Source organism: Lysobacter silvisoli (assembly GCF_003382365.1).
GTDB classification, from domain to species: domain Bacteria; phylum Pseudomonadota; class Gammaproteobacteria; order Xanthomonadales; family Xanthomonadaceae; genus Lysobacter; species Lysobacter silvisoli.
In genome coordinates, this window is sequence record NZ_QTSU01000002.1 from 127,708 (window position 1) to 143,186 (window position 15,479).

The 15,479-nt window shown below is 70.1% G+C and carries 12 protein-coding genes and 1 riboswitch; of the genes, 5 read left to right on the top strand and 7 right to left on the bottom strand.

Annotated features, from left to right (window positions below; translation table 11 throughout):
* Positions 1–16: 16 nt before the first annotated feature.
* Positions 17–1,483, bottom strand: a complete 1,467-nt coding sequence (gene pyk / locus DX914_RS11820; protein ID WP_115859334.1) for a pyruvate kinase — start codon at positions 1,481–1,483, stop codon at positions 17–19.
* Positions 1,484–1,557: 74 nt separating this feature from the next.
* On the opposite strand from pyk, the gene DX914_RS11825 reads away from it, so the two are divergent.
* Positions 1,558–2,157: a GNAT family N-acetyltransferase gene (locus tag DX914_RS11825; protein WP_115859335.1), complete on the top strand. Its 600-nt coding sequence runs from the start codon at positions 1,558–1,560 to the stop codon at positions 2,155–2,157.
* Positions 2,158–2,258: 101 nt separating this feature from the next.
* On the opposite strand, the gene DX914_RS11830 is transcribed toward DX914_RS11825, so the two are convergent.
* The 5 genes from DX914_RS11830 to DX914_RS11850 form a co-directional block, all read right to left on the bottom strand.
* Positions 2,259–2,489 carry a DUF6289 family protein gene (locus tag DX914_RS11830; protein ID WP_147300659.1) on the bottom strand — a complete coding sequence of 77 codons (231 nt, stop codon included), beginning with the start codon at positions 2,487–2,489 and terminating at the stop codon, positions 2,259–2,261.
* Between the two features lie 148 nt (positions 2,490–2,637).
* A complete protein-coding gene (locus tag DX914_RS11835; RefSeq protein ID WP_115860140.1) occupies positions 2,638–3,294 on the bottom strand; it encodes an HAD-IA family hydrolase in 657 nt (218 codons plus the stop codon).
* Positions 3,291–4,466: a phosphoglycerate kinase gene (locus tag DX914_RS11840; RefSeq protein WP_115859337.1), complete on the bottom strand. Its 1,176-nt coding sequence runs from the start codon at positions 4,464–4,466 to the stop codon at positions 3,291–3,293. Before DX914_RS11840 ends, DX914_RS11835 begins: the two co-directional genes overlap by 4 nt.
* A gap of 105 nt (positions 4,467–4,571) precedes the next feature.
* The gene (locus DX914_RS11845; protein WP_115859338.1) at positions 4,572–5,984 is read right to left on the bottom strand and encodes a DUF3999 domain-containing protein; all 1,413 of its coding nucleotides are present in this window, start codon (positions 5,982–5,984) and stop codon (positions 4,572–4,574) included.
* A complete protein-coding gene (locus DX914_RS11850; protein ID WP_115859339.1) occupies positions 5,981–8,725 on the bottom strand; it encodes a DUF2339 domain-containing protein in 2,745 nt (914 codons plus the stop codon). Before DX914_RS11850 ends, DX914_RS11845 begins: the two co-directional genes overlap by 4 nt.
* 127 nt (positions 8,726–8,852) lie before the next feature.
* A riboswitch (cobalamin riboswitch) is annotated at positions 8,853–9,134 on the top strand.
* Between the two features lie 390 nt (positions 9,135–9,524).
* Between DX914_RS11850 and DX914_RS11855 the strand changes: the two genes are divergently transcribed.
* The 3 genes from DX914_RS11855 (at position 9,525) to DX914_RS11865 (ending at position 13,432) form a co-directional block, all read left to right on the top strand.
* The gene (locus DX914_RS11855) at positions 9,525–11,870 is read left to right on the top strand and encodes a ribonucleoside-diphosphate reductase subunit alpha (protein ID WP_115860142.1); all 2,346 of its coding nucleotides are present in this window, start codon (positions 9,525–9,527) and stop codon (positions 11,868–11,870) included.
* Positions 11,871–12,035: 165 nt separating this feature from the next.
* Positions 12,036–13,052, top strand: a complete 1,017-nt coding sequence (locus DX914_RS11860) for a ribonucleotide-diphosphate reductase subunit beta (protein WP_115859340.1) — start codon at positions 12,036–12,038, stop codon at positions 13,050–13,052.
* 26 nt (positions 13,053–13,078) lie between these two features.
* Positions 13,079–13,432 (top strand): acyl-CoA thioesterase, encoded by a 354-nt coding sequence (locus DX914_RS11865; protein WP_425480681.1) that lies wholly within the window; start codon positions 13,079–13,081, stop codon positions 13,430–13,432.
* 149 nt (positions 13,433–13,581) lie between these two features.
* Here DX914_RS11865 and gap read toward each other — a convergent pair whose 3' ends face one another.
* Complete coding sequence (gene gap / locus DX914_RS11870; protein WP_115859342.1) at positions 13,582–14,586, bottom strand: type I glyceraldehyde-3-phosphate dehydrogenase; 1,005 nt, start codon at positions 14,584–14,586, stop codon at positions 13,582–13,584.
* A 197-nt stretch (positions 14,587–14,783) separates the two neighbouring features.
* Here gap and DX914_RS11875 point away from each other — a divergent pair, with 197 nt between their 5' ends.
* Positions 14,784–15,413, top strand: a complete 630-nt coding sequence (locus DX914_RS11875; protein ID WP_115859343.1) for an OmpW/AlkL family protein — start codon at positions 14,784–14,786, stop codon at positions 15,411–15,413.
* The last annotated feature ends 66 nt before the right edge of the window (positions 15,414–15,479 follow it).

Below are 15,479 nucleotides of genomic sequence, written 5' to 3' on the forward strand. Positions count from 1 at the left end.
ATGCCGGGACAGCGCCTCAAAGCTCGCCCAGCCCCTGCGCGCAACCGCCCTCGCCCACCTGCAGCAAACGCAGGGTGTTGGTGGCGCCGTGCTGTTCCATGGTGTCGCCGCTGGTGAAGATCACCCGCTCCTCGATCGCCAGCTTGCCGGCGTCGAACAACTGCTTGACCGCGCTGCGTGCGGCGTCGCGCGAGGCCAGGCCACGGCTGTCGAACTCGATCGGGTACACGTCGCGCATCAACGCCATGCGCCGGCGCGCGCCGTCGTGGCGCGAGAAGGCGTAGATCGGCGCGTTGGAACGGAACCGCGACAGGAAGCGCGCGGTGCCGCCGGACTCGGTCATGGCGACGATGGCGCGCACGCCGATGTGCTCGGACAGGAACATGGCCGCCATGGCGATGGCCTGGTCGGCGCGCTCCAGGTTGCGCGGCGCGGCCTCGAAATCGGTGTCGTGGTCGAACTGGCGCTCGGCGCCCAGGCAGATGCGCGCCATCGCCTCCACCGCCTTGATCGGATAGCGGCCGGCGGCGGATTCCTGCGACAGCATCACCGCGTCGGTGCCGTCGATGACCGCGTTGGCCACGTCCAGCACCTCGGCGCGGGTGGGGATGGGGCTGTCGACCATCGACTGCAGCATCTGCGTGGCGGTGATGACCACGCGGTTGCGCGCCAGCGACTCGCGGATGATCTTCTTCTGCAGGCCGGGAAGTTCGGCGTCGCCGATCTCCACGCCCAGGTCGCCGCGCGCGACCATGACCACGTCGCTGGCCTCCACGATCTCGGCCAGGTTCTCGATCGCCTCGGCGCGCTCGATCTTCGACACCAGGGCCGCGTCGCTGCCGGCGGCGCGGGCGATGCGGCGCGCCTCGTTCATGTCCTCGGCATTGCGGCAGAACGAGACGGCGATGAAGTCCACGCCAATCTCGGCGGCCACGCCGATCAGTTCCTTGTCGCGCTCGGTCAGCGCGCCCAGCGACAGGCCGCCGCCCTGCTTGTTCAGGCCCTTGCGGTCCGACAGCGCGCCGTCGTTGAGCACGGTGGTGACGATGCGCTGGCCCTCGACCGCGGTCACCCGCAGCTGCAGCAGGCCATCGTCGAGCAGCAGCACGTCGTCGGTGCGCACGTCGTCGGGCAGGCCCAGGTAGCTCACCCCGACCTCGCGCAGGTTGCCCGGCGGCGCGTCGGCGCTGGCGACCAGGTCGAAGCGGTCGCCGGCCTTGAGCAGCACCCGGCCTTCGGCGAAGCGTTCGATGCGGATCTTGGGGCCGGGCAGGTCGGCCAGGATGCCGACTTCCACGCCTACCCGCTGCGCGGCCTCGCGCACCGCAGCGGCGCGCGCGACCTGCGAGGAAGGATCGCCGTGCGAGAAATTCAGGCGAACCACGTCGACGCCGGCGGCGAACAAGGCGTCGAGCACGCCCGGCGGATCGGTGGCCGGGCCCAGGGTGGCGAGGATCTTGGTACGGCGCGGGCTGTTGGACATGGCAGACTCTCTGGACTGCGGGCCACGCTAGCACAGCTTGCCGATCGCCACGCGCACCATGACGGAGCCATGACATGTCGCTGTCGGAAAAGAGTGCGGCCATCGCCGCCGCATTGCAGGCCCAGAGCGAATTCCCGCGGCTGCGCGGCGAGCGCGTGAGCTTGCGCGGGCCGCGCGACGAGGACGCCGAGGGCCTGTACGCGTTGTTCTCCGATCCGCAGGTGATGCGCTACTGGAGCCGCCCGGCCATGCGCGAGCGCACGGAGGCGCAGGCCATGATCGACAGCATCCGCCAGAACCAGCAGCAGCGCAGCGCGTTCAACTGGGTGATCGCCGACGGCGCGGACCAGGTCGTGGGCAGCTGCACGCTGTTCCGCTTCGACGCCAACCACCGCCGCGCCGAACTGGGTTATGCCTTGCACCCCTCGCAATGGGGGCGCGGGGTCGCGCGCGAGGCGACCTCGCTGGCGCTGGAGTGGGCCTTCGCTGCGCTGGGCCTGCACCGCGTGGACGCGAGCATCGACCCGGACAACGACGCCTCGCGCACGCTGCTGCACCGGCTGGGCTTCGTCAGCGAGGGCCGGCTGCGCGAGAGTTTCTTCGTCGGCGACAAGGTCACCGACAGCGAACTGCTGGGCCTGCTGGCCTCCGACTGGCGCACGCGCAAACCCTAGGATGCGGTAGGCCGCAGGGCGCAGCCCATCTATGCGGGCTGCGAAGACCGGCGTGGGCGATGCGGCAGGCCGTCACGCGCACCGCATCGCGCATCACGAACTCAGTCGCAAATCCAGGTCCGGCGCACGTAATTGTCGGTGCGTTCGCCCCAGGACACGTACTGGCCGCCGCAGTTGGCGGTGGCGCCGCCGACTTCGTTGCCGGCGTCGTCGAAATAGATCACCGAATAGGCTTCGCCGGCGCGGCCGGCGACGGCGGCGCCGGCGAGCAGCAGCCCCAGCAGGGCGGCGGCGATCGACGCGTTCTTCAGCACACTTGCGTTGCGTTGCATGGCGGGCTCCGTGGGCTAGCGGTCGGGCGACCGCAGCCGGACGCTACGCCCGGACCCCGCCGCAAACCATGACCCGCTTCACAGCCGGCGGCGCCGCGCCCGCGAATTGCGCGCGGGCGCACATCCCGATGCCGATGCGGAGTCGGGCTCAGGCCGCCAGCAAGCCCGGCAGCTGCGCCGGCGCCGCGGCCAGCCGCTGCGCGCCGGCCTGACGCAACTCGTCCTCGCTGCCGAAGCCCCACAGCACGCCCACGCCGGTCATGCCGTGCTGAGCCGCGCCTTCGATGTCCATGCGCCGGTCGCCGATCATCAGGCACTGCGCGGCCTGCAGCCCCAGGCGCTGCAGCGCCTCGGCGATCAGATCCACCTTATGGGTCAGGCGGCCGTCGCGGGTGGAGCCGATCACGTCTTCGAAGTAGGCGCCGAACGGCAGGTGCGCGAGGATGCGGCGCGCGTTGTCCTCGTTCTTGGCGGTGACCACGGCCATGCGGTAGCCGGCCGCGCGCAGCCCTTCCAGGGTCTCGGCGATGCCGTCGTAGACGGTATGCTCGGTCCAGCCTTCGCGGCTGTAGCGTTCCAGGTAGAACGCCACCGCTTGTTCGACCTTGTCGTCGTCGCGCAGCAGCGGCTGGAAACTGGTGCGCAGCGCCGGACCGATCCAGGCGCGCAAGGCCTGTTCGTCGGGCACCGGGTGCTGCAGCCGCTCGAACGCATAGGCGATGGAGCGGTGGATGCCCAGCGAGGAATCGATCAGGGTGCCGTCGAGATCGAAGAACAGGGTGGGCGCGGCCGCGGCCACGCTCAGGCCGCCCGCTGCTTGAGCGCGGTCACCGCCGGCAGTTCCTTGCCCTCCAGGAATTCCAGGAAGGCGCCGCCGCCGGTGGAGATGTAGCTGACGTCGTCGGCGATGCCGTACTTGTCCACCGCCGCCAGGGTGTCGCCGCCGCCGGCGATGGAGAAGGCCTTGGACGCAGCGATCGCGCGCGCCATCGCTTCGGTGCCCTTGCCGAAGGCGTCGAACTCGAACACGCCCACCGGACCGTTCCAGACCACGGTGCCGGCCTGCTTGATCAGTTCGGCGTAGCGCGCGGCGGTGTCGGGGCCGATGTCCAGGATCATGTCGTCGGCGCCCACCGCGTCCACCGCCTTGACCGTGGCCGGCGCGTCGGCGGCGAAGGCCGGCGCGACGACCACATCGGTCGGCACCGGAATGTCGGCACCGCGCGCCTGGGCGTCGGCCATGATCTGCTTGGCCGTGCCGATCAGATCGTTCTCGACCAGCGACTTGCCCACGTTGTGGCCCATCGCGGCGATGAAGGTGTTGGCGATGCCGCCGCCGACGATGAGCTGGTCGACCTTGCCCACCAGCGAGGACAGCAGTTCCAGCTTGGTCGAGACCTTGGAGCCGGCGACGATGGCCAGTAGCGGCCGCGCCGGGTTGTCCAGCGCCTTGGCCAGCGCGTCCAGTTCGGCCATCAGCAGCGGGCCGCCGGCGGCGACCTTGGCGTGGCGGATCGCGCCGTGGGTGGAGGCCTGGGCGCGGTGCGCGGTGCCGAAGGCGTCCATCACGAACACGTCGCACAGCGCCGCGTACTTGGCCGACAGCGCGTCGTCGTCCTTGCCCTCGCCCACGTTCATGCGGCAGTTCTCCAGCAGCACCAGCTGGCCCGGCTGCACGTCGACGCCGTCGACCCAGTCCCTGACCAGCGGCACCTCGATGCCCAGCAGCTCGGACAAGCGCGCGGCCACCGGCGCCAGCGAGTCGGCGTGGCTCCACACGCCTTCCTTGGGCCGGCCCAGGTGCGAGGTCACCATCACCGCCGCGCCCTTGTCCAAGGCCAGCTTCAGGGTCGGCAGCGCGGCCAGGATGCGCTGCTCGGAGGTGATGCGGCCGTCGTCGATGGGCACGTTCAGATCTTCGCGGATCAGCACGCGCTTACCGGACAGATCGAGATCGGACATGCGGACGATGGACACGGAGGCCTCCTGGGCGCGAAAGGGGAAAAGGCGGCGCGCGCAGGCGGGCGGCCGCGAGCCGCCTATTGTACCGGGCCGGGCGCGGCGATCCGCCGCGCGAATAGATCAAGTGGCCGGCGAATCCGGCCCCTGCGGCTTGGGCGTCTGGTTCTTGAGCAGGCTGAAAGCGAAGCCGGCCACGATCAGCGCACCGGCCACCAGCACCGCCCACAGGATCCAGGTGCGCCAGTTGCGTTCCGGCTCCGGCGGCTGCAGCGCGGCGGTGCCGGCGAGCACGCTCATCGCGCCCAGGCTGGCTTCGGCCGGCTGCCAGTTGGGGCCGCGCTCGGCCTGCAGCGCCAGAATGGTCTGCGGCAAGGGCAGATCGGCGCGCTCGGCGCGCGCGCTGCCGGCGACCAGGGTGTAGGGCGGCGCGCCCTGGGCGATGAACACCAGGGTTTCGGGTTGGTAGGCCAGGCGCAGCACCGGCTGGGCGGCGACCGCGCCGCCGGCGCTGAGCCGCCAGTAGCGGTCGTCCACGCGCACCGACAGCGGCCGCGAGGCCGAATGCCCGCCGGCGGCGACGCGGAACGCGGTCCACGGCGACAGTCGCGGCTGCCACGGCGAGTCCTGGCTGTCGCGGCTTTCCAGGGTCCAGTTGACCGCGTAGTTGCCCGGCAGCGACACGTCCACGCGCTGGATCGGGTAGCGCCCGTCCAATTGGAATTCGAAACGCACCGCCTCGCCGTCGCCTTCGACGCGGCGGCCGTTGAGCTCGCGCCAGCGCAGCGGCGACAGGTCTGGGGCGGTGCCGAATTCGGCGCTGACCGCGCGGATCGGCGCCACCGCGTTGGGGTTCTGCGGGGTCAGGCGCAGGTAGCGCGCGCGCAGGCCGCCGGCTTCGAAGGCGATGCGCCGCTGCACTAGGCGGCGCCCGCCCTGCTGCAGGTCGACCAGGCGGCCGCTGGCGGCGACGTCGCGCCAACGCTCCAGGTTGTCGCTGGCCTCGACCCGGTAAGCCGCGTCCAAGGCGGTGCCCGGGGTCCAATCCAGTTCCAGCGCCAGGATCGGCGAACGCAGCGCGCTGGCGTCCACCAGCAAGGCGGTTTGCGGGCCGGTGGCGGTGGCGCGGCCGATGCCGCGCGCTTCCACCCGGCGCAAACGGCCGTCGGCTTCGACTTCGCTGACCAGTTCCCAATCCGGCGCGGTGCCCGCGGCGCGCGCGGGCAACGCGAACCAGGGCAGGCTCACCCGGGTCGCGGTGCGCGCGGCGGCGCCGGCATCGGGCCGGTACAAAGCGGCCGGCACCGGGTAGCCGGTGCCGTCGAGCACGTCCACGTCGCGCAGGCCGCTCTGCCGCGCCTGCTGGTACACCGCATCGCTCAAGTCCACGCGGTAGGCGCCGGCATCGGCGCGGACCAGTTGCAGCGGCCATTGCTGGGCGTAGTCGTCGCGCGGCGCGGACACGGCTGAGGTGGACGCGGCCAGCGCGGGCAGGCCCGCCAAGGCGAGCGCGGCGATCGTGCGCAACAGGGTCATGCCGTCATCTCCGGACGTCGTTCTGGGCCGGCCTCGTCGCGCGCCGGAGGCGCCGGCGCGAGGTAACCCACCAGGGTGCAGAGCAGACCGTAAGCGATGAAGGACGCGATGCCCAGCAGGTTGCCCAGATGGGTGCGGTCCACCAGCACCAGCTTGGCCAGCACCACCGCCATCAATACCGCGCCGGCCAGCCACAGGCCGCGCTGGCCGCGGCGCGAACCCACCACCCAGCCCAGCACGCCCAGCAGGCTCCAGACCACGGTCAGCGCGGTCTGCACCACACCGCTGCCGAACATGCCCTCGCCCCAGCCCACGCCGCCCCAATGGTGGGTACCGCGCAGGGTGATCGCGGTGATCAGGGCGAAGCCGGCCGCGGCCAGCACCGGCACCCGCCGCGCGCGCAGGTCGTCGGGCGACGAGGGCGAAGCCATCCAGAACGCGAACAGCGCCAACGCGGCCAACTGCGCCAGGTCCAGCGGATTGAGCAGCGGCAGCCAGGGCAGCGGCGCGCTCGCGCCGGGCTGGAACAGCGCGGCGAACGCGCCCACCGCCAGCGCGAACACGAACGTGCCCTGCACCGCGCCGCGCCATTGGCCGAAGCGCTCGCCCATCGGCGGCGCCAGCCAGCGCGGGCGCCATTGCAGCATCGCGGCCACGGCCAGGAACGGCAGCGCCAGCGCGGCCCAGGTCCAGCCGTCGCCCAGGGTGACCCGGCCGGTCCATTCGTGCAGCGACAAGGACGCCGCCAGCGGCCACGCCCACAGCCAGCCGCCGTGTGCCAGCGCCGGCTGCAAGCCCGGCTGTTCGCGCAGACCTTGCAGGGTGCGCAGCCCGGCCAGCGCGTACACCAACCAAGCCAAGGCGCCGTAGCCGGCGAAGGGATGCAGATGCGCGCTTTCTTGGGCGAAGGCCAGGGGAATCGCCGCGACCAGGCCCAGGGCCGAAGTCCAGGCCAAGGCGCTGGCCGGCAGGCGACGATGCGCCTCGGAGGCCAGCCAGGCGCTGATCGCGACGAAGGCCAGCACCGCGTCGATGCGCACGTCGGCCAGCACGAAGCGGTCGATCTCGCCCAGCGCATTGCCGCACCACCAGGCCAGGCCCCACAGGTAGTACAGCAGCGCCGGCCCGCGCTGCTCGGCGCGGCGGTAGCTCCAGGCGCTGGCGAAACCGGCCAGGGCGATCAGCAGCGCGCCCATGAAGCGCGCGTTGAGCAGCGCGCTCAGCGGCTCGCCGCCGTCGGCCACGCCGATGGCGAAGCCGGCCGCGGCCATCAGCTGCAAGGCCACGCCGGCCAGCTGCGGCAGCAGGCGCTGCTGGCGCAGGCCCAGCCAGGCCAGCGCCGCGCCTTCCACCGCGAACACGCAGGCTGTGCTGTGCGCCGACAGCGCCAGCGGCACCGCCAGCGTGGCGAAGCCCACCGCCAGCAAGGCGTACGGCGTGGACAAGGCGACGAAATGCTCGCGCCGGCGCAGCCACCAGGCCAGCGCCGCGTACAGCACCGCCACGCCCAGCGCGCAGTACGCCAGCGGCATGCGCTCGCCCTGCAGCAAACCGGCCTGCAGCGAGAACGCGATCAGCGGCGTGCCGAACACCAGGCAGCCGTCGATCAGGTCGCGGCGCCCGGCCGCGCGGCGCCAGGCGTACAGGATCGGAATCAGCAGATAGAAACCGAAGAACAGCAGCAGGAACGGCTCGGTGGTCGCGTAGTGCTCGGGCTTGTAGCTCAGTACGCCCCAGGCGGTGCCGATGCCGAAGGTGAAGACGAAACCGAGCAGGTTCAGCGCGCGCCACGGGCGCCACCAGGCGATGGCGAAGATCGCCGCGTTCAACACCGCGTAATAGCCGAACAGCGCGACGTGGTTGCCCTGCCCCGTCGACAGCCAGATCGGCGCCAGGAAGCCGGCCAGGATGCCCAGCAAGGCCAAGGCGATCGCGTTCTGCCGCACCGCCAGCACGCCGGCGCCGGCCACCAGCGCCACGCTCAAGGCGAAGGCCGGCCCGGCTTCGATCAGGCCGTAGCGTTTGAACGCGGCGAACACCACCAGCAGCAGCACGCCGATCGCGCCGCCCTGCAGGCTCAGGGCGAAACTGCGCCGGCGCTCGCGCTGGCGCCAGCCGAACACCAGGCCGGCCAGCGCGCCCAGGGCCACGCCGGCCAGGCGGAACTCGATCGGGAAGCGCATCCAGCCCTGGTCGGTGGCGTACTTGAGCAGCGCGGCCACGCCGGCGAACAGCACCAGCATGCCGACCTTGACCGGCACGTTGCCCTCGGTGAACCAGCGCCGCACCGCGCGCAGCGCCAGCGTGGCCGGGTCCGGCGCCGCCGGGCGGCGCGCGGCCGCGGCCGGCGCGCGCTCGGGCAGCGGGCGCGGCGGCTGCGCGTCGAAGATCGGACGCGGCGGCAACGGCGGCGGCGACGGCGGTGCGCCGGCATCGGTGGCGGCGGGCGCGGGCGCGACCGGCGCGACCGGCGGCGTCGCCACCGGCCGGACGGGCGTAGGCGCGGGGGGCGGCTCAGCGCGCAGGATCTGCTCCAGCGTCGGCGCATCGTCGGCCGGCGCTGGCGCGGCGGTCGCAGCGGCAGCGGCAGGCGCCTCGCGCTCGCGGCGGTGCAGCGACGCGACCTGGTCCTCCAGCGTCGACACCCGCGACTTCAGCCCCGCGATCATCACCAGCGCCGCGATCAGCAGCACCGGCACCGCCAGCAGCACCAGCACCAGCAAGGCCACCAGTCCCTCCATCGCTCCCCACCCCTGTCCTTAGTCGCAGGCACGTTAACACCAAGCGCGGCGCCGTGAAGACCGCTGCGATGGATTTGCGATTCTGCGGCGACTCACCACATATCGTGTTGACGGATCAGGGCACCCCTAATATGTTGTGTCCGTCGGTGCCGATCGCGAGATCGGCTTAAAAGGGAAGCCGGTGCGGAGCCGCCTCTAGAGAGGGTCTCCAAGGCCGGCGCTGCCCCGCAGCGGTATGGGAAACGAACGTGGTCTATGCACTGGGCGCCCGGCGCCTGGGAAGCGGCCACCAGTAGGCGAATCCGGGGCGAGCGCAGAGCGGTGAGGCGGCCATGGGCCTCCCACCGCTCTCCACTCGCTCCGGGCGATGGTCCCGAGCCCGAAGACCTGCCGACAGCCGCGCGTCGCACATCGCGCGGTACCGGCTAGGGAGTCTTCGGGGGAAGACGGCCGGTGTCGATGCCGTCGCGGTCCGCCGCGGCGGTTCGCGGTCCGTCTCGGCCTGCGCGACACCCCGTCTCCATCCTTACCGACTCCGCGCCCGCGGGGGCGCAGCCGCAACGCCGGAGCCCCCGGCCTTGCGAGCGTGCCCGCGCGTCGGCCTTCGAGGGGAAGGCCGGCGACCCGTGCGTCCCTGCCTACGGAGTCCACCATGAGCACCCTGACCCCCGCACCCGACGCGGCCGCCGCCCTCGTCTCCACACCCGACGCGGCCCCCGTCCCCGTCGCGCGCGCGCCCGAGCGCGCCGCCGAAGCCGCGCCCGGCTTCGCCCTGACCCCGCCGGCCGCCAACCTGACCATGAGCGTGACCAAGCGCAGCGGGCGCCGCGAACCGGTCGACCTCAACAAGATCGTGCGCGCGGTGACGCGCAGCGCCGAAGGCCTGTACTCGGTGGACCCGATGCGCGTGGCCACGCGCACCATCTCCGGCCTGTACGACGGCGCGACCACGCGCGAGCTGGACGAACTGTCGATCCGCACCGCCGCCCTGCTCACCGCCGAGGAACCCGAGTACGGCCGCCTGGCCGCGCGCCTGCTCAGCGGCGTGATCGAGAAGGAAGTGGCCGGGCTGGAAATCCACGCCTTTTCGCAATCGGTGGTGCGCGGCCATGAGCTGGGCCTGATCAACGAACGCCTGCTCGCCTTCGTGCAGGCCAACGCACGCAAGCTCAACGACGCCATCGACCGCAGCCTGGACGCGCGCTTCGACTACTTCGGCCTGCGCACCCTGTACGACCGTTACCTGCTGCGCCACCCCACCGCGCGCACCGTGATCGAAACCCCGCAGCAGTTCTTCCTGCGCATCGCCTGCGCGCTGAGCGAAGACGTGGGCGACGCGCTGGCGCTGTACCGGCGCATGGCCCAGCTGGACTACGTGCCCTCCTCGCCCACCCTGTTCAACGCCGGCACCACCCACGAGCAGCTGTCCAGTTGCTTCCTGCTCGACTCGCCCGAAGATTCGCTGGAGTCGATCTACAAGCGCTACATGGACGTGGCCAAGCTCAGCAAGTTCAGCGGTGGCATCGGCCTGAGCTACACCCGCATCCGCTCGCGCGGCTCGCTGATCCGCTCCACCAACGGCCTGTCCAACGGCATCGTGCCCTGGCTGAAGACGCTCGACGCCTCGGTGGCCGCGGTCAACCAGGGCGGCAAGCGCAAGGGCGCGGCCTGCGTCTACCTGGAGCCCTGGCACGCCGACGTCGAGGAGTTCCTGGAACTGCGCGACAACACCGGCGACGAGGCGCGCCGCACCCACAACCTCAACCTGGCCAACTGGATCCCCGACGAATTCATGCGCCGGGTCGAGGCCGACGGCGAGTGGTCGCTGTTCGATCCGCACAAGGTGCCGCAGCTGACCGACCTGTGGGGCCCGGCGTTCGAGCAGGCCTACCACGCCGCCGAAGCCGCCGGCCTGGCGGTCAAGCAGGTCAAGGCGCGCGAGCTCTACGGCCGAATGATGCGCACCCTGGCGCAGACCGGCAACGGCTGGATGAACTTCAAGGACAAGTCCAACCGCGCCTGCAACCAGACCCTGCGCGAAGGCAACGTGGTGCACCTGTCCAACCTGTGCACCGAGATCCTGGAGGTCACCTCGCAGGAGGAGACCGCGGTGTGCAACCTGGGCTCGATCAACCTCTCGCACCACGTCGAGCTGTTCGAGGACGGCCAGGGCGCGTTCGATTTCGACAAGCTCGCCGAAACCGTGCGCCTGGCCGTGCGCCAGCTCGACCGCGTCATCGACCTCAACTTCTACCCGATCGAGACCGCGCGCCGCGCCAATCTGAAGTGGCGGCCGGTGGGCCTGGGCACCATGGGCCTGCAGGACGTGTTCTTCAAGCTGCGCCTGCCCTTCGACTCGGACGCGGCGCGCAAGCTGTCGCAGGAAATCGCCGAGGCGATCTACTTCCATGCGCTGTGCGCGTCCAACGAACTGGCGCTGGAGCACGGCCGCCACCCCGGCTTCGAGGACACCCGCGCCAGCCTGGGCGAGCTGCAGTTCCAGGCCTGGGGCGTCACCCCGTCGCAGCCCGAGCGTTGGGACGCGCTGCGCGCGCGCATCGCCGAGCACGGCCTGCGCAACTCGCTGCTGATCGCGATCGCGCCCACCGCCACCATCGCCTCGATCTCCGGCTGCTACGAGTGCATCGAGCCGCAGGTGTCCAACCTGTTCAAGCGCGAGACCCTGTCCGGCGACTTCCTGGTGGTCAACCGCTACCTGGTCGAGGAGCTGAAGAAGCTGGGCCTGTGGACGGCGGAGATGCGCGACCGGATCAAGATGGCCGAGGGTTCGATCCAGTCGGTGCAGGAAATCCCCGAGTCGCTGCGGCAGATCTACCGCACCGCCTGGGAACTGCCGATGCGTTCGCTGATCGACATGGCCGCCGACCGCGGCGCCTACATCGACCAGAGCCAGTCGCTGAACCTGTTCATCGAGAGCCCCAACATCGGCCAGCTCAGCTCCATGTACATGTACGCCTGGAAAAAGGGCCTGAAGACCACCTACTACCTGCGCTCGCGCCCGGCCACCAAGATCGCCAAGAGCACGGTCAGCGCGCCGGCCGCGGCGGCCCAGCCGGTGTACACGGCGGACGAGGCGATCGCGTGTTCGCTGGAGAACCCCGAGTCCTGCGAAGCCTGCCAGTAAACGCATCGCCTTAGCCCCTCTCCCGCTTGCGGGAGAGGGGTTGGGGTGAGGGCGCGCGGGCAAACCCACTCGCGCCGACACCTGCGTTTCGCGCGCCCTCATCCGCCCTTCGGGCACCTTCTCCCGCGAGCGGGAGAAGGGAAGCATCAGCATCCAAGGAACCCCATGTCCATCGCCACCTCCCGCCTCCTCGATCCCGGCTTCGATCTCACCCTGCGCCCCATGCGCTACGCGCAGTTCTACGAGATGTACCGCGACGCCATCCGCAACACCTGGACCGTGGAGGAAGTGGATTTCTCCCAGGACGTCAACGACCTCAAGCATAAGTTCGGCCCGGCCGAGCGCCACCTGGTCGAGCGCCTGGTCGCGTTCTTCGCCACCGGCGACAGCATCGTGGCCAACAACCTGGTGCTGAACCTGTACCAGCACATCAACGCGCCCGAGGCGCGCATGTACCTGTCGCGGCAGTTGTACGAAGAAGCGCTGCACGTGCAGTTCTACCTGACCCTGCTCGACACCTACCTGCCCGACCCGAACGAGCGCGCCAAGGCCTTCGCCGCGATCGAGAACATCCCCTCGATCCGGGCCAAGGCCGAGTTCTGCTTTCGCTGGATCGACTCGATCCAGGGGCTCAAGCGGGTGGAGACGCGCGAGCAGCGGCGCCAGTTCCTGCTCAACCTGATCTGCTTCGCCGGCTGCATCGAGGGCCTGTTCTTCTTCGCCGCCTTCGCCTACGTCTACTACCTGCGCTCGCGCGGCCTGCTCAACGGCCTGGCCTCGGGCACCAACTGGGTGTTCCGCGACGAGAGCGGGCACATGGGCTTCGCCTTCGAGGTGATCCGCACCGCGCGCGAGGAGGAACCGGATCTGTTCGACAACGACCTGCGCGCGCAGGTGCTGCGCATGTTCGAGGAGGCAGTGGACTGCGAGTACCAGTTCGCCCAGGACGTGCTGTCCGGCGGCGTGGTCGGCCTGTCGCTGAAGGACATGCGCCAGTACCTGGAGTACTGCGCCGACCAGCGTCTGGTCCAGCTGGGCATGACCCGCCACTTCGGCGCCAGCAACCCCTTCGCCTTCATGGATCTGCAGGACGTGCAGGAAGTGACCAACTTCTTCGAGCGCCGCGTTTCGGCCTATCAGGTCGGCGTGCAGGGCGAGGTCGCCTTCGACGAAGCGTTTTGAGCGGCCCCGCCATGACCGAAGCACGCATGACCGAGATCGTCTTCCCCGACCACACCAACCACCTGGGCACGCTGTTCGGCGGCCAGGCGCTGGCGTGGATGGACAAGGCCGCCTTCGTGGCCGCCTCGCGCTATGCCCGACGCACCGTGGTCACCGCACGTTCGGAGCAGATCGACTTCCACACCGCCGTGCCCAAGGGCGCGCTGGTGGAACTGGTCGCGCGCGTGGTCGAGGTCGGCCGCACGTCCATGCAGGTGGAGGTGGAAATGCGCAAGGAAGACCTGCTCACCGGCGCCAGCGAACTGGCCACGCGCGGCCGCTTCACCATGATCGCGCTGGACGCGGGCGGCCGGCCGACGCCCGTGCCCGCACTGCCCTAGCTCTTGCATTTACCCCCGGCGCAGCCACTACAACGCCCATCGAGCACCTTCGGCGCCAGCCCCCTTTTTCAAAAGGGGGGGCGAATTGCCCGGCAAAGAAAAAGCCCCGCAAACGCGGGGCTTTTCAGTAACGCCAAGACCGCCGCGGCTTACTTGCCCGCGACCACCTTGACCATTTCCAGGCACTTGTTCGAGTAGCCCCACTCGTTGTCGTACCAGCTCACCAGCTTGACGAAGGTGCCGTCCAGGGCGATGCCGGCCTCGGCGTCGAAGATCGAGGTGCGCGCGTCGCCGCGGAAGTCGGTGGCCACCACCTTGTCCTCGGTGTAACCCAGCACGCCCTTGAGCGCGCCTTCGGACTGGGCCTTCATTTCGGCGCAGATCTCGGCGTAGGTCGCGTCCTTGACCAGTTCCACGGTCAGGTCCACCACCGACACGTCCGAGGTCGGCACGCGGAAGGACATGCCGGTGAGCTTCTTGTTGAGCTCGGGGATCACCACGCCCACGGCCTTGGCCGCGCCGGTGCTGGACGGGATGATGTTTTCCAGGATGCCGCGGCCGCCGCGCCAGTCCTTGTTGGACGGGCCGTCGACGGTCTTCTGGGTGGCGGTGGCGGCGTGCACGGTGGTCATCAGGCCGCGCTTGATGCCCCACTTGTCGTTGAGCACCTTGGCCAGCGGCGCCAGGCAGTTGGTGGTGCAGGACGCGTTCGAGACGATGGCCTCGCCCTTATAGGTCTTGTCGTTGACGCCGTAGACGAACATCGGCGTGTCGTCCTTGGACGGGGCCGACAGCACCACCTTCTTGGCGCCGGCGTCCAGGTGCTTCTGCGCGGTGGCCTTGTCCAGGAACAGGCCCGTGGATTCGATGACCACTTCGGCGCCGACCTCGTCCCACTTGAGGTTCGCCGGGTCGCGTTCCTGGGTCAGGCGGATCTTCTTGCCGTTGACCACCAGGGTATTGCCCTCGACCGCGACCTCGCCCTTGAAGCGGCCGTGGACCGAGTCGTACTGCAGCATGTAGGCCAGGTAGTCCGGCTCGAGCAGGTCGTTGATCGCCACGATCTCGATCTCGCTGCCGAAGTTCTGCACCGCCGCGCGCAGCACGTTGCGTCCGATGCGGCCGAAGCCGTTGATGCCTACCTTGATCGCCATTTCTGCAAACTCCTGCGCCCGCGCCAGCGGTGGGGATGGGAAACGCTTATTCTAGCAAGCGGGGCACCGCCCCGGCCGGGGGGCGTCCGTGGCGGCGATATTGCTACCAAAGTCAAGGATCGGTAGCCAAATGAGCTACTAAAGTGCCCCCGGATGCACCCGGACGCTCGCTCCGGACCACTCAGGGGACCAAAGGAATGAACATCAAGCGCATGCAGCGCGGCGCCATCGCCGCCCTCGTCCTGGCCTGTCTGGCCTCTCCCGCCTACGCCCAGCAGGCCGGCACCTGGACCCTGGGCATCGGCGCCCATCAGGTCTCGCCCAAGTCGGACAACGGCACCGTGCTGAGCGGCACCGCCGATCTGGAAATCGACAAGGCCGCCCAGCCCACGATCACCTTCGAATACTTCGTCCACGGCGACATCGGCATCGAGGTGCTGGCGGCGCTGCCGTTCAAGCACGACATCGACGTGGTCGGCGCCGGCCGGGTGGCCAGCACCAAGCAGCTGCCGCCGACGGTGTCGGTGCAGTACCACTTCAACAGCCACGGCGTGGTCTCGCCCTTCATCGGCGTGGGCCTGAACTACACCGCCTTCTTCGAGGAAGAGACCCGCGGCGCGCTGGCCGGCACCTCGCTCAAGCTCAAGGACTCCTGGGGCCCGGCGGCGCACGCCGGCATCGACATTCCCATCGGCGACCACGGCGCGGTGCGCGTGGACGTGCGCTGGATGGACATCGACAGCGAGGTCCAGCTCAACGGCGTCAAGATCGGCACCGCCGAGATCGACCCGCTGGTATACGGCGTGGCCTACGTGATGCAGTTCTGACGGCCGCGAACCGAGCGGACGCAAACGGACAACATCGGCACCGTCCCCCGGCCCGGTACACGGCCG